The sequence below is a fragment of the Streptomyces sp. NPDC006711 genome (assembly GCF_042869775.1).
Taxonomy (GTDB): Bacteria; Actinomycetota; Actinomycetes; order Streptomycetales; family Streptomycetaceae; genus Streptomyces.
Window position 1 is genome coordinate 77,448 of record NZ_JBIAGO010000013.1, and the last position, 13,491, is coordinate 90,938.

Annotated in this window: 11 protein-coding genes and 1 riboswitch; of the genes, 5 read left to right on the top strand and 6 right to left on the bottom strand. The window is 69.4% G+C overall.

The window, feature by feature from the left end; genetic code table 11:
• Positions 1-160 precede the first annotated feature (160 nt).
• From ACFYM2_RS24085 to ACFYM2_RS24100, 4 genes are all read right to left on the bottom strand, one after another.
• The gene (locus ACFYM2_RS24085) at positions 161-1,684 is read right to left on the bottom strand and encodes a glycoside hydrolase family 3 protein (RefSeq protein ID WP_388838963.1); all 1,524 of its coding nucleotides are present in this window, start codon (positions 1,682-1,684) and stop codon (positions 161-163) included.
• A gap of 9 nt (positions 1,685-1,693) precedes the next feature.
• Entirely contained in the window at positions 1,694-2,563 is an 870-nt protein-coding gene (locus ACFYM2_RS24090; protein ID WP_359005624.1) for a carbohydrate ABC transporter permease, read from the bottom strand.
• A gap of 29 nt (positions 2,564-2,592) precedes the next feature.
• Positions 2,593-3,591 carry a sugar ABC transporter permease gene (locus ACFYM2_RS24095; protein ID WP_359005565.1) on the bottom strand — a complete coding sequence of 333 codons (999 nt, stop codon included), beginning with the start codon at positions 3,589-3,591 and terminating at the stop codon, positions 2,593-2,595.
• A gap of 75 nt (positions 3,592-3,666) precedes the next feature.
• Positions 3,667-4,947 (bottom strand): extracellular solute-binding protein, encoded by a 1,281-nt coding sequence (locus tag ACFYM2_RS24100; RefSeq protein ID WP_388456428.1) that lies wholly within the window; start codon positions 4,945-4,947, stop codon positions 3,667-3,669.
• A gap of 485 nt (positions 4,948-5,432) precedes the next feature.
• Here ACFYM2_RS24100 and ACFYM2_RS24105 point away from each other — a divergent pair, with 485 nt between their 5' ends.
• The 3 genes from ACFYM2_RS24105 to mctP all read left to right on the top strand — a co-directional run bounded on the left by ACFYM2_RS24105 (position 5,433) and on the right by mctP (position 8,298).
• A complete protein-coding gene (locus tag ACFYM2_RS24105; protein ID WP_350234763.1) occupies positions 5,433-6,194 on the top strand; it encodes a GntR family transcriptional regulator in 762 nt (253 codons plus the stop codon).
• 185 nt (positions 6,195-6,379) lie between these two features.
• Entirely contained in the window at positions 6,380-6,673 is a 294-nt protein-coding gene (locus ACFYM2_RS24110) for a DUF3311 domain-containing protein (RefSeq protein ID WP_388838966.1), read from the top strand.
• A complete protein-coding gene (gene mctP, locus ACFYM2_RS24115; RefSeq protein ID WP_359005574.1) occupies positions 6,670-8,298 on the top strand; it encodes a monocarboxylate uptake permease MctP in 1,629 nt (542 codons plus the stop codon). The genes ACFYM2_RS24110 and mctP overlap by 4 nt, the downstream gene beginning before the upstream one ends.
• Before the next feature lie 61 nt (positions 8,299-8,359).
• Here mctP and ACFYM2_RS24120 read toward each other — a convergent pair whose 3' ends face one another.
• Positions 8,360-8,944, bottom strand: coding sequence for a Uma2 family endonuclease (locus ACFYM2_RS24120; RefSeq protein ID WP_359005577.1), 585 nt, complete (start codon positions 8,942-8,944; stop codon positions 8,360-8,362).
• Between the two features lie 102 nt (positions 8,945-9,046).
• A riboswitch (cobalamin riboswitch) is annotated at positions 9,047-9,187 on the top strand.
• A 125-nt stretch (positions 9,188-9,312) separates the two neighbouring features.
• Here ACFYM2_RS24120 and ACFYM2_RS24125 point away from each other — a divergent pair.
• Together ACFYM2_RS24125 and ACFYM2_RS24130 are read left to right on the top strand one after the other, a co-directional pair.
• On the top strand, positions 9,313-11,691 hold the full coding sequence (locus ACFYM2_RS24125) for a ribonucleoside-diphosphate reductase subunit alpha (protein ID WP_359005580.1): 2,379 nt from the start codon (positions 9,313-9,315) through the stop codon (positions 11,689-11,691).
• On the top strand, positions 11,691-12,707 hold the full coding sequence (locus tag ACFYM2_RS24130; RefSeq protein ID WP_350232574.1) for a ribonucleotide-diphosphate reductase subunit beta: 1,017 nt from the start codon (positions 11,691-11,693) through the stop codon (positions 12,705-12,707). Before ACFYM2_RS24125 ends, ACFYM2_RS24130 begins: the two co-directional genes overlap by 1 nt.
• 78 nt (positions 12,708-12,785) lie before the next feature.
• On the opposite strand, the gene def is transcribed toward ACFYM2_RS24130, so the two are convergent.
• Positions 12,786-13,418 carry a peptide deformylase gene (def, locus tag ACFYM2_RS24135; RefSeq protein WP_359005583.1) on the bottom strand — a complete coding sequence of 211 codons (633 nt, stop codon included), beginning with the start codon at positions 13,416-13,418 and terminating at the stop codon, positions 12,786-12,788.
• Between the last annotated feature and the right edge of the window lie 73 nt (positions 13,419-13,491).

Consider the following 13,491-nt stretch of genomic DNA (forward strand, 5'->3'; position numbering starts at 1 on the left):
CCCTCGCGTACACCGAAATTCGGCCCCTTCGTACATTCCCCGCGCGGGGTGGCCGGCGCCCCCACCGGGCCGCACCCGCCCCGCATCCGGCCCGCACATGCAAACGTGGCGGGGTGACGGTCCGCCGACCGTCACCCCGCCACGTGTCTCGTGGGCCGGGTCAGACCCTGGTGATGGCCTCCGCCGCCGCCCGGCCGCACACCCGCGCCGCTCCGTGCGTGGCGATGTGCAGCGCCCCGCGCGGAGCGGCCCGTGGCACGCCCATCTCGACCACGGCCGTGTCCGGGCGGGCCGCGAGGAGCGCGTCCAGGGCCGCCGCCATCCACGGGTGGCGGTGCTCGTCGCGCACCACGGCGACGACGCGGCGCTCCCCCGCCGCCGCGAGCACGTCGGCGGCGGTGCTGTCCGCTCCGTAGCTGCCGCCCTCGGTTCCCGGCAGCAGTGCGGCGAGTTCGGCGCCGATGCTCCAGGGCGTCTCGCTGCTCACCGCGATGTTCATCACGGGCGTGAACGTCGCCACGTACGGGGCGCTCCTCATCGGGCGCCACGACGGCGCCACGGTGACCCGGGCGGCCCGGCGCGCGGCCACCAGGCCGATGTCGCCGCCGGAGCCGGTGCCGGGCGCGGTCCCCTCCTGCACCGCCGCGCCCGGCCCCGTCCTGTCCCCCCTGGCCCGCTGGGCCCACGCCGCGAGCGCACGCACGCGCGCCGCCGCGTCGGCCAGCCGCTCCTCGGCCAGCTCGCCGTCCCGTACCGCCGCGACCAGCGCGTCGCGCAGGCGCAGGACGGTGCCCTCGTCGCACAGGCCGCCGCCGACGCACAGGGCGTCGGCGCCCGCCGCGATCGCGAGGACGGAGCCCCGCTCGATGCCGACCGTCCCGGCGATGGCCTGCATCTCCACCGCGTCCGAGACGATCAGCCCGTCGTAACCGAGTTCGTCCCGCAGCAATCCGGTGAGGATGCGCGGGCTGAGCGTGGCGGGACGGGCGGGGTCGAGCGCGGGAAGAAGGATATGCGCGCTCATGACCGACTTGGAACCCGCGGCGATCGCGGCCCGGAAAGGCACCAGCTCACGGGCGTGCAGCGTGTCGAGATCCACGTCGATGCGGGGCATGGCGTGGTGCGAGTCGACATTGGTGTCGCCGTGGCCGGGGAAGTGCTTGGTGCAGGCGGCGACTCCGGCCGACTGAAGGCCCTCGATGTAGGCGGCCGTGTGCCGGGCCACGAGGTCGGTGTCGGCGCCGAAGGCCCGTACGCCGATGATCGGGTTGTCCGGGTTGGAGTTCACGTCGGCCGACGGCGCCCAGTTGAGGTTGACGCCGCACTCGGCGAGCCGGCGTCCGAGCTCGCGGGCGACCTCGCGGGTGAGGTCCAGGTCGTCGACCGCGCCGAGCGCCAGGTTGCCGGGGAAGGACGAGCCGGTGCGCACCTCTATACGGGTGACGTCGCCGCCCTCCTCGTCGATGGCCACCAGGACGTCGTCCCGCTCGGCCCTCAACTGGGCGGTCAGTTCGGCCACTTGGGGCCCGGTGACGATGTTGCGGCCGAACAGGCCGACGGAGGCGAGGCCTTCGCCGATGCGGCGCAGCAGCCAGTCGGGCGCGGTGGTGCCGGTGAAGCCGGGCTGGAGGACGGCGAGCGCGTCGCGGGTCAGTGTGTCGGAGCCCGTGGTCATTGTCGTCATGGGGCGGGGTTATCCCTTCACTGCGCCGGCCGTCAGACCCGCGGCCATCTTGCGCTGGACGAGGAGGAAGAGAATCACGATGGGCACGGCCATCATGGTCGATCCGGCCATCATCGGGGCGTACTCGGTGCCGTGCTGCGTGGTGAAGCTGGACAGCCACACCGTGGCCGTCTGGTGGTTCTGGCTCATCAGCATGAGGGCGTAGAGGTATTCGTTCCAGGCCTGGATGAAACCGTAGACCGAGGTCGCCACCATGCCGGGGGCGAGCAGCGGGAAGACCACGCGGATGAAGGCGCCGGTGCGGGTGCAGCCGTCGACCATGGCCGCCTCCTCCAGCTCCTTGGGCACGTTGACGATGAATCCGCGCAGCGTCCACACCGTGAAGGGCAGGATGAAGGTCAGGTACGTGATGATCAGGCCCGAGAGCTTGTCGTACTGACCGAGGTCGTTGAGGAGCAGGAAGACCGGGATGATCATCGCGACGAGCGGGACCATCTGCACCGCCAGGATGCCGACGATGACGATCTTGCGGCCGCGGAAGGCGAACCGGGAGATGGCGAGCGCGGCGAGCAGGCCGACCGCGATGCCGATGACGACGACCACCACCGAGACGGTCAGCGACCGCCCGATCGCACCCCAGAAGTCACCGATCTGGAGCGCCCGGCGGAAGTTGTCGAGCGTGAAGTGCGTCGGGAAGAGATGCGGGTTCGGGTCGATCGCGTCCTTGGCGGGCTTGAACGCGGTGTTCAGCATCCAGTAGACGGGGAAGCCCGCGGTGACGAAGACGAGCAGGCCGAGCAGGTTCCAGCCCAGCTTGGTCTTCCTCCGGGGGGACTTCCCGCGCGTGGCGGCCGGCGCCACGGCGGTCGAGGCGGCCATCGCCGCACCGTCCTTTCCGATCGTGGCGCTCACTCGACGTCCCCGATCTTGAGCATCTGGCGCATGTAGACCGCGATCACACCGAGCAGCAGGAGCACGGTGAGCAGGGCGATCGCGGAGCCCTGGGAGTAGTCGTTGACCACGAAGGCCTTGTCGTAGGAGTACGTGGTGAGCAGCTGGTACTCCGGTTCGGGGTGGCCGCCGCGCATCACGAAGACCTGCGGGAAGACGCCCATGTCCCAGATGACCGAGAGCGTCGCGAGCATCACGACGATGGGCTTGAGGATCGGCAGGGTGACGTGGCGGAAGACGCCCCAGGAGCCGGCGCCGTCGAGCCGGGCGGCCTCTTCGAGCTCCTTGGGCACCTGGGTGAGCCCGGCGCTGAGCGTGATGACCACGAACGGGACCGCGCCCCAGACCACGAGCACCATGATCACCGCGAGGCCCTGGGTGCTGGAGATGAACCAGTTGTGTCCGGTGACATCGACCCCGGGCAACTGGCTGAGCAGCCAGTTCAGTACGCCGTAGTCGCTGTCGAACATCCACTTGAAGATGGTGATCGCCACGACGATGGGCATGCCCCAACTCGCCACGAGCGCCACGTTGATGAGCGTCTTGACCCAGCCCGATACCCGCTGGAGCAGCAGGGCGACGAGCATGCCGATGACCATGGTCAGGACGACGGCGGAGGCGGCGAAGAGGATGGTGCGCACGACGACGCGCCAGAACTCGGCGTCACCGAGGACGCCTGTGAAGTTGTCCAGGCCGACCGACTCGGCGGCCTGGAAGCCCCACAGCTGCGGCTGCCCGAACTTCTGGAAGGACAGGGTGACCAGGCGCACCAGCGGATAGCCGAGGACGAGCGCGAGGACGAGCAGGCAGGGCGCGAGCAGTGCCCAGGGCACCGCCGCTCCCCCGCCCGTGCCCCGCTTCTTGCCCGGCTTTCCCGGCTCTTTTGACCCGGCGCCCGGTTGTGGGTCGCGCCGCGTCGGCGGCACCTTGGCGGTGGTTGTCTCTGCGGCACTCATCGCGCGCTCCTGGGGATCCCTCTCTGGAACTGGTCAGGCAGGGCCCCGCCGTCGTGACGGGGCCCTGCCCGAAGGTCACTTGTTGTTGATGACCTTGTCGATCGCGGCGTCCGCGTCCTTCGCGGCCTGCTCGACCGGCTTCTTGCCGGTGCCGATCGCCTGGAGCATGTCCTGGAGGATCTTGGCCTTCTCGACCTGGCCCCAGCCCGCCGCCATGGGCACGAACCAGCTGGACTCGGCGGCGGTGGCCGGCACGGCCGTCTTCGGGTCCGACTTCAGGGGCGCGAGGTCCGTCTTGTTGTTGGGCAGGTTGCCCTTGGCGACCAGGCCCTTCTGGCCCTGGGTGCCGGTGAACGCGTTGATCCACTCGGCGGCGACGCCCTGCGCCTTGGACTTGACCGGGATCGCGAGGTCCGAGCCGCCGAGGAAGACCGGCATGGGCTTGCCGGACGGGGCCGGCATCACGAAGCTCTCGATCTTGTCGGCGAGCTTGCCCACCTTGTCGTTCTCCGGCAGGGCGGCGTTGGCGCCCTCCCAGGCGGGGCTGAAGACGAGGAAGGAGTTGCCCTGGCCGTAGACGATCGGGCGGTCCGACTCGTCCTTGGTCTTGTCGCCCTTCATGTACTTGTCGACGACGTTCTTGTACTCGGTGAGGCCCTTGATGGACTCCGGCGAGGACAGGTTGGCCTTGAACTTGTCGCCGTCCTGCTTGGCGATGGAGCCGCCGGCGTCGTACACGAAGGACATGGCCGCGTACCAGTCACGGGTGGGCTGGTACCAGGCGCTGAACTTGTCGCCCTTCGCGGCCTGCACCTTGTCCAGGTCGGCGGTCAGCTCGGCGTAGGTCTTGGGGGTGGCGGTGATGCCCGCGTCGGTGGCGATGTCCTTGCGCCAGGTCGCCGTGCGGCCACCGGCGTAGTAGGGGACGCCGTAGGTCTTGCCGTTGGAGGTGACGGAGGCCTTGAGCGCGTCCAGCCAGGAGGCGGAGTTGTCGAACTTCGACGCGTCGACCTCGGCGAAGGCGCCCTTGCCGGTGTAGGAGGGCATCTCGGAGTTGCCCATCTCCACCACGTCCGGCGCCTTGTCGGTGGCGAGGACGGCGTCGAGCTTGGCGTTCTTGTCCGGCCAGCCGTAGTACTCGTGGGTGATCTTCAGGCCGGGGTGCTTGGCGACGATCGCGTCGTCGGCCGCCTTCACCAGCTCGGGCCAGTTCTTCTGGGCGTCGACCGTCAGCCAGACGGTGAGCTCCTTGGCGTCGCCCCCCGCGGCGCCGTCCTTCTTGTCACTGCCGCCGCAGGCCGCGGCGCCGATCATGATGCCCGCGACGCCGATCGCCGCGATGAGCTTGCGCTTCACGCCACTCTCCTCAGGGATGCCCGAAACCCCCCGCCCACCGCGATGCCGCATACGCGAAGTACTACCCGTGGGACTGGGATTGGTCTTTAATGGTTTAGACCAGTACCGGGAGCTTGGCCTAGACCTTTAGGGGTGTCAAGGGCCGATAAGAACGCCGAGACCGTCCGTTATCGGACCGACACCTCGGCGCCGGCCAGGGCCTCCGCACCCCCTCCCGCGGGCCCCGCGCGCCCCCTCCCGCAGGCCTCACGCGCACCCGCCGAGCTGCCGCCAAGACCCTCCTGGGCTTTAATGGTTTAGACCAACTTGCACACTCCCCCGCACGTCCGCCGCGCGGCGGTGTATAAGAAGGGCTTGTCGATCGCGTTACCGGACCGACACCCTGACGGAGGGCGACGACCCGTGACCGGTCCGTGCCACCATGTGAGCCGCGACAGACGGAGGAGCCGGTGACGGCAGCAGCGCAGCACTCGGGAAGGCAGACCATGGCCGCCGACGGCAGCGGTACGACGGAGGCGGGCGCCGGCGTCCGCACCGCCCGCGTGCCGAAGTACTACCGCCTCAAGCGCCACTTGCTGGAGATGACGGAGACCCTGCCGCCCGGCACCCCGGTGCCGCCCGAGCGGACGCTCGCCGCCGAGTTCGACACCTCCCGCACCACCGTGCGCCAGGCCCTCCAGGAGCTGGTCGTCGAGGGCCGCCTTGAGCGCATCCAGGGCAAGGGCACCTTCGTCGCCAAGCCCAAGGTCTCCCAGCCCCTCCAACTGTCCTCCTACACCGAGGACATGAGGGCCCAGGGCCTCGAACCCACCTCCCAGCTCCTGGACATCGGCTACGTCACCGCCGACGACACCCTCGCCGGGCTGCTCGACATCACCGCCGGCGGCCGCGTGCTGCGCATCGAGCGGCTGCGCCTGGCGAGCGGCGAGCCGATGGCCATCGAGACCACGCATCTGTCCGCCAAGCGCTTCCCGGCCCTGCGCCGCTCCCTGGTGAAGTACACCTCGCTCTACACCGCGCTGGCCGAGGTGTACGGGGTGCGTCTTGCGGAGGCCGAGGAGACCATCGAGACGTCGCTGGCCACCCCGCGCGAAGCCGGACTGCTCGGTACGGACGTGGGCCTGCCGATGCTGATGCTGTCGCGGCACTCCCTGGACGGCGGGGGCGAGCCGGTGGAATGGGTGCGTTCGGTCTACCGGGGCGACCGCTACAAGTTCGTGGCCCGCCTCAAGCGCCCGGCCGACTGAGCCGGGCCGATTGAGCCCGACCGACTGAGCCGAGCCGACTGAGGCCCCCGGGCGGACCGTTCGGTCCAAGGCGTCCCGTCCGGAATCCGGACGGGGGTTCCCTTGACCGAAACCGTCCCCTAGATTTCCTGCGCATTGCACAGTGATCCAACGCACAGGTGATCGTGAGGGGACGGAGTCGCCCAATGCCGGAATCGACGGAAGTGAGGAGACCGGTGATCACGCCCGTGCGCGTGGTCATCGCTCTCTGTCTGATCGCGCCCCTGGTCGCGATGGTGTGGGTGAGCTCCTACGCCAAGATCGACCCCAAGCTCGGCGGGATCCCGTTCTTCTACTGGTACCAGATGCTCTGGGTGCTGATCTCGACCGCGCTCACCATGGTCGCGTACAAGTTGTGGCAGCACGACCAGCGTTCGCGCCCGGCGACTCCGGCGGCCGGCTCCGCCTCCCGTGACAAGAAGGGGGGTGCGTCCAAGTGAAGGACGGCGTGAACGGCGTCGCGCTCGGCGTCTTCATCTTCTTCTTCCTGGCCGTGACCGTGATCGGCTTCCTGGCGGCCCGTTGGCGCAAGGCCGAGTCCGCCGAAAGCGCGGCCAGCCTCGACGAATGGGGCCTGGGCGGCCGGTCGTTCGGCACCTGGGTCACCTGGTTCCTGCTCGGCGGCGACCTCTACACGGCCTATACGTTCGTGGCCGTCCCGGCGGCGATCTACGCGGCGGGCGCGGCGGGCTTCTTCGCGGTCCCGTACACGATCCTCGTCTACCCGCTGATCTTCACTTTCCTGCCGCGCCTGTGGTCCGTCTCCCACAAGCACGGCTACGTCACCACCTCGGACTTCGTCCGTGGCCGGTTCGGCTCCAAGGGCCTCTCGCTGGCGGTCGCCATCACCGGCATCCTCGCCACGATGCCCTACATCGCGCTCCAACTGGTCGGCATCCAGGCCGTGTTGGACGTCATGGGCGTAGGCGGCGAATCGAGCAACTGGTTCGTCAAGGACCTGCCGCTGCTCATCGCCTTCGCGGTGCTCGCCGCGTACACCTACTCATCGGGCCTGCGCGCGCCCGCGCTGATCGCGTTCGTGAAGGACGGTCTGATCTACCTCGTCATCGTGGTGGCGATCATCTACATCCCGATCAAGCTGGGCGGCTTCGACGCCATCTTCAGCGCGGCGCAGCACAAGTTCGCCGGGCCGCCCGGGGGCAAGCCGACCGGGGCGCTCGTGCCCGGCGAGAAGAGCCAGTGGACGTACGCCACGCTCGCGCTGGGCTCGGCGCTCGCGCTGTTCATGTATCCGCACTCGATCACGGCCACGCTCTCCTCGCGCAGCCGCAACGTCATCCGCCGCAACACCACGATCCTGCCGCTGTACTCGCTGATGCTGGGCCTGCTCGCACTGCTCGGCTTCATGGCGATCGCGGCCGGCGTCAAGGTCACCAACGGGCAGCTGGCCATCCCGCAGCTCTTCGAGGACATGTTCCCCGACTGGTTCGCGGGCGTCGCCTTCGCGGCGATCGGCATCGGCGCGCTCGTGCCGGCCGCCATCATGTCCATCGCGGCGGCGAACCTCTTCACCCGCAACATCTACAAGGACTTCATCAAGCCCGACGCGACGCCCTCGCAGGAGGCCAAGGTCTCCAAGCTGGTCTCGCTGGTGGTGAAGGTCGGCGCGCTGGTCTTCGTCCTGACCATGGACAAGACCGTGGCCATCAACTTCCAGCTCCTGGGCGGCATCTGGATCCTCCAGACCTTCCCGGCCCTGGTCGGCGGCCTGTTCACGCGCTGGTTCCACCGCTGGGCGCTGCTCGCGGGCTGGGCGGTCGGCATGGTCTACGGCACGCTCGCCGCGTACGGGGTGGCCTCGCCCACGCAGAAGCACTTCGGCGGCTCCTCCAAGGAGATCCCGGGCATCGGCGAGATCGGCTACATCGGCCTCACCGCGTTCGTCCTGAACGTGGTGGTCACCGTGGTCCTCACCTTCGTCCTGCGCGCCGTGAAGGCCCCCGACGGCGTCGACGAGACCTCGCCTGAGGACTACACGGCGGACGCGGGCGACCCGGGCGTCGCAACCGAGCTGCCGCCGGCGACGGCGGGGGCGGCGCACTGAGGTTCCGCTGAACGACGAAGGGCCGTGGCACCCGGGGTGCCACGGCCCTTCGTCGTGTGGGTCAGCGCACCCAGTCCTTGAGCTGCTCGGTCTGGAGGGTGATCCCCACCGGCTCGGGAAGCTCGAGGTCCCGGCCGAAGGGGAGGGTGCGCACCGACGCGTACCGGTGGCCATCGGGCTCGCTGTATACGGAGACCTCGCACGCGGCCCGGTCGATCAGCAGATACAGGGGAATGCCGGTCTCGGCGTAAGCCTGCGGCTTCTCGACGTGGTCACGACGGTGCGTGTCGGAGTCCCACGAGGTCACCTCTACCACCATGAGGATCGATTCGGGGTCCACCCAGTCACCCTGTCCGACGAAGGCGTCGGATGGCGCGAGCGCCCCGTCCGGGATCGCTCGCCCCGCCCGGTACTGCTGAGCCTTGATCCCCTGCCCCGGATACAACCACAGCTCCGGCCGATGCTGTACGCAGATGCGCGTGAGCCACTGGATGATCCGCCCGTGGTCCCCGTCCGGCATGGCCTTGCTCCTGATGACCCCGTTGATGAATTCGAGCCGCGTCCCCTCCCTCTCACGGGCGGCTATGCGCGCGACGGCCTCGAAATCCTCCGTCAGCATGTGGGGCCGGTCAGTCGTCGCGGTCATGTCGGCTCGCCTCCTTCAGGGCTCTGTCACCGACGATAGCGGAGGCCCCTGACAGTCGGAGGCTGATCGGCCGACGACACAACATGTGGGGGGCGCCACCCACAGCGCCCCCCACATGTATGCTCGTCCTCGCTGTCGTCGCAGGGGAATCCGGTGCGAATCCGGAACTGTCCCGCAACGGTATGACTCGTACGGATACATACGGGTCGAGTCCGACAACCTGCCGACGGCGCTCCCGGTTCGACCGATCCGGGTGCCAGACGTCCGGGCCTCGCGGTTGGGCCGGTGGACGACGCGCTGAGGGCTGCCCCGACGCGCGCCGACGCCTCCCCCGAAGGCCCCGTGCCGAGCGAGGGAGTGCCCCCCACGTGACCATCGCCCCAGCGGATCCCGCTTCAGCGATCACCGATGAGCTCGCGGATGCCCCCGGGACCGCGCTGCTGCGGACCCTGACCGAGTTCACCGCCGACCTCCCGGACACCGACCCGGGCCGGGTCGCCGCCGCCGCGCTGCGGGGCCGCAACGCCCGTTCCGACGCGGCCGAGCTGCGCGAGCTGGCCACCGAGGCGGCCGCGGGGCTCATCTCCGAGGACCCGGCGTACTCCCGCCTCGCCGCCCGCCTCCTGACGGTCACCATCGCCGAAGAGGCCGCGAGCCAGGGCGCGGTGTCGTTCTCCGCCTCCGTCGAGACCGGTCACCGCGAGGGTCTGATCGCCGACCGCACCCTCGCGTTCGTCCGCGCCCACGCCGCCCGCCTGGACGCCCTGGTGGACGCCGCGCTCGCCGACGGCGCCGACGACCGCTTCGGCTACTTCGGCCTGCGCACCCTCTTCTCCCGCTACCTGCTGCGCCACCCGATCACCCGCAAGGTCGTCGAGACCCCCCAGCACTTCATGCTGCGTGTGGCGTCCGGCCTCGCCGAGGACGAGTCGGCGCGCGCCCTGGACGAAGTGGCGTCCCTGTACGGCCTGATGAGCCGCCTGGACTACCTGCCGTCCTCCCCCACGCTCTTCAACTCCGGCACCCGCCACCCCCAGATGTCGTCCTGCTACCTGCTCGACTCGCCGCTGGACGAGCTGGACTCCATCTACGACCGCTACCACCAGGTGGCGCGGCTCTCGAAGCACGCGGGCGGCATCGGACTCTCCTACTCCCGGGTGCGTGGGCGCGGTTCGCTGATCCGGGGCACCAACGGCCACTCCAACGGCATCGTCCCCTTCCTCAAGACCCTGGACGCCTCGGTCGCCGCGGTCAACCAGGGCGGGCGGCGCAAGGGCGCGGCCGCGGTGTACCTGGAGACCTGGCACTCCGACATCGAGGAGTTCCTTGAGCTGCGCGACAACACCGGCGAGGACCAGCGCCGTACGCACAACCTGAACCTCGCGCACTGGATCCCCGACGAGTTCATGCGCCGCGTGGACGCCGACGGCACCTGGTCGCTGTTCTCGCCGGCCGACGTGCCCGAGCTCGTGGACCTGTGGGGCGAGGAGTTCGACGCCGCCTACCGCAAGGCCGAGGCCGCCGGGCTCGCCCGCAAGACCATGCCCGCGCGCGATCTGTACGGCCGCATGATGCGCACCCTCGCGCAGACCGGCAACGGCTGGATGACGTTCAAGGACGCCTCCAACCGCACCGCCAACCAGACGGCTGAGCCGGGCCACACGGTGCACTCCTCCAACCTGTGCACCGAGATCCTTGAGGTGACCGACGACGGCGAGACGGCCGTGTGCAACCTCGGCTCGGTCAACCTCGGCGCGTTCGTGGACACCGAGTCCCAGGGCATCGACTGGGAGCGCCTTGACGACGCCGTCCGCACCGCGGTGACCTTCCTCGACCGGGTCGTCGACATCAACTTCTACCCGACCGAGCAGGCCGGCCGCTCCAACGCCCGGTGGCGCCCGGTGGGCCTGGGCGCGATGGGCCTCCAGGACGTCTTCTTCAAGCTGCGCCTGCCCTTCGACTCCCCCGAGGCGAGGGCCCTGTCGACGAAGCTGTCCGAGCGGATCATGCTGACCGCGTACGAGGCCTCCGCCGACCTCGCCGAGAGGTCGGGACCGCTGCCGGCGTGGGACAAGACCCGCACGGCGCGCGGCGTGCTGCACCCCGACCACTACGACGTCGAGCTGAACTGGCCGGAGCGCTGGGCCGCCCTGCGCGAGCGGATCGCCGCGGTCGGCATGCGCAACTCGCTGCTGCTCGCGATCGCCCCGACCGCGACCATCGCCTCCATCGCGGGCGTGTACGAGTGCATCGAGCCGCAGGTCTCCAACCTGTTCAAGCGCGAGACCCTGAGCGGTGAATTCCTCCAGGTCAACGGCTACTTGGTGGAGGAGCTGAAGAACCTCGGCGTGTGGGACGCGCAGACCCGGGAGGCGCTGCGCGAGGCCAGCGGCTCGGTGCAGGGCTTCGGCTGGATCCCCGCCGACGTGCGCGCCCTGTACCGCACGGCGTGGGAGATCCCGCAGCGCGGCCTGATCGACATGGCCGCCGCCCGCACCCCCTTCCTCGACCAGTCGCAGTCGCTCAACCTGTTCCTGGAGACGCCCACCATCGGCAAGCTGTCGTCGATGTACGCGTACGCCTGGAAGCAGGGCCTGAAGACGACGTACTACCTGCGCTCGCGCCCGGCGACCCGCATCGCCCGCGCCGCCCAGGCCACCACCATCCCCACGCAGCAGGCGGCCCCCGACGCCGACGCCGTCGCCTGCTCCCTGGAAAACCCCGAGTCCTGCGAGGCCTGCCAGTAATGAGCTCGACCGAACACAAGAACCTGCTCGACCCGGGTTTCGAACTGACCCTGCGTCCCATGCGCTACCCGGACTTCTACGAGCGCTACCGGGACGCGATCAAGAACACCTGGACCGTGGAGGAGGTCGACCTCCACTCCGACGTCGCCGACCTCGCCAAGCTCACGCCGGGCGAGCAGCACATGATCGGCCGCCTGGTCGCGTTCTTCGCGACGGGCGACTCGATCGTCTCCAACAATCTGGTGCTCACGCTCTACAAGCACATCAACTCCCCCGAGGCGCGGCTGTACTTGAGCCGTCAGCTCTTCGAGGAGGCCGTGCACGTCCAGTTCTATCTGACGCTGCTCGACACCTACCTGCCCGACCCGGAGGACCGCGCCGCCGCGTTCGACGCGGTCGAGGAGATCCCCTCCATCCGCGAGAAGGCGCAGTTCTGCTTCAAGTGGATCAACGAGGTGGAGAAGCTGGAGCGCCTGGAGACCAAGGCCGACCGGCGCCGTTTCCTGCTCAACCTGATCTGCTTCGCGGCGTGCATCGAGGGCCTGTTCTTCTACGGGGCCTTCGCCTACGTCTACTGGTTCCGCAGCCGGGGCCTGCTGCACGGCCTGGCGACCGGCACCAACTGGGTGTTCCGCGACGAGACGATGCACATGAACTTCGCCTTCGAGGTCGTGGACACCGTCCGCAAGGAGGAGCCGGACCTCTTCGACGACGAGCTGGAGCAGCAGGTCACCGACATGCTGAAGGAGGCGGTCGCCGCCGAGCTCCAGTTCGGCCGCGACCTGTGCGGTGAGGGCCTGCCCGGCATGAACACCGAGTCGATGCGCGAGTACCTGGAGTGCGTCGCCGACCAGCGCCTGACCCGGCTCGGCTTCCCCGCGGTGTACGGCTCGTCGAACCCGTTCTCGTTCATGGAGCTCCAGGGCGTCCAGGAGCTGACGAACTTCTTCGAGCGCCGCCCGTCCGCCTACCAGGTGGCGGTCGAGGGCTCGGTGGGCTTCGACGAGGAGTTCTAGGCCCGCCGTGAACGGCCGAGGCCCCGCTCCCCCGGGCGAATTCCGGGGGGCGGGGCCTCAACTCGTGGGCGTACTGCGTCAGTTGTTGGGGACCGTCTCGTAGCGGGCGGTGCCCTCCGCCATCTGCTTCAGCGCGTCCTTGCGGTCGCGCTTGGAGAGGCGGTCGATGTAGAGCCGCCCGTACAGGTGGTCCGTCTCGTGCTGGAGGCAGCGCGCGAAGTAGCCGGTGCCGCGCACCTTGATCGGGTTGCCCTCGGCGTCCTGGCCGCTGACCTCGGCGTAGTCGGGGCGGGCCAGCTCGGCGTACGCGGTCGGGACCGAGAGGCAGCCCTCGTTGGACTCGTCAAGGACGCGCAGCTCGGCGGGGAGCTCTTCGATGACCGGGTTGCAGACGACGCCGACGTGCCGCACGCCCTCGTCGTCCAGGCAGTCGTAGACGAAGACCTTCAGGTCCACACCGATCTGGTTGGCCGCGAGGCCCACGCCCTCGGCCGCCTTCTGGCTGGCGAACATGTCGTCGACGAGCTGGGCCAGCTCGCCGTCGAAGGCGGTGACGTCCTTGCACTCCTTGTGCAGGACCGGGTTGCCGACGACCGTGATCGGGCGGGCGGTGCCGCGCTCGCGGTGGGCCAGCTCACGCGCCTCGCAGTCCTCCGTGTCCACGACGAACCCGTCGTTCTCGACCTGCTGGTCCGTCTGCTGCTGCGCCATGTCCGCCGTAAGCCTTCCTCAAAAACCTGATTCCGATCCCGTACAGCCTAAGGCCAGGCCCGGCCGGGGTCCG

What these genes read in the sequence shown, in the direction of transcription:
- ACFYM2_RS24085 (WP_388838963.1), bottom strand. Translation starts at nt 1,684, where the DNA reads ATGACGACAATGACCACGGGCTCCGACACACTGACCCGCGACGCGCTC.
- ACFYM2_RS24090 (WP_359005624.1), bottom strand. Translation starts at nt 2,563, where the DNA reads ATGGCCGCCTCGACCGCCGTGGCGCCGGCCGCCACGCGCGGGAAGTCC.
- ACFYM2_RS24095 (WP_359005565.1), bottom strand. Translation starts at nt 3,591, where the DNA reads ATGAGTGCCGCAGAGACAACCACCGCCAAGGTGCCGCCGACGCGGCGC.
- ACFYM2_RS24105 (WP_350234763.1), top strand. Translation starts at nt 5,433, where the DNA reads ATGGCCGCCGACGGCAGCGGTACGACGGAGGCGGGCGCCGGCGTCCGC.
- ACFYM2_RS24110 (WP_388838966.1), top strand. Translation starts at nt 6,380, where the DNA reads ATGCCGGAATCGACGGAAGTGAGGAGACCGGTGATCACGCCCGTGCGC.
- ACFYM2_RS24120 (WP_359005577.1), bottom strand. Translation starts at nt 8,944, where the DNA reads ATGACCGCGACGACTGACCGGCCCCACATGCTGACGGAGGATTTCGAG.
- ACFYM2_RS24130 (WP_350232574.1), top strand. Translation starts at nt 11,691, where the DNA reads ATGAGCTCGACCGAACACAAGAACCTGCTCGACCCGGGTTTCGAACTG.
- def (WP_359005583.1), bottom strand. Translation starts at nt 13,418, where the DNA reads ATGGCGCAGCAGCAGACGGACCAGCAGGTCGAGAACGACGGGTTCGTC.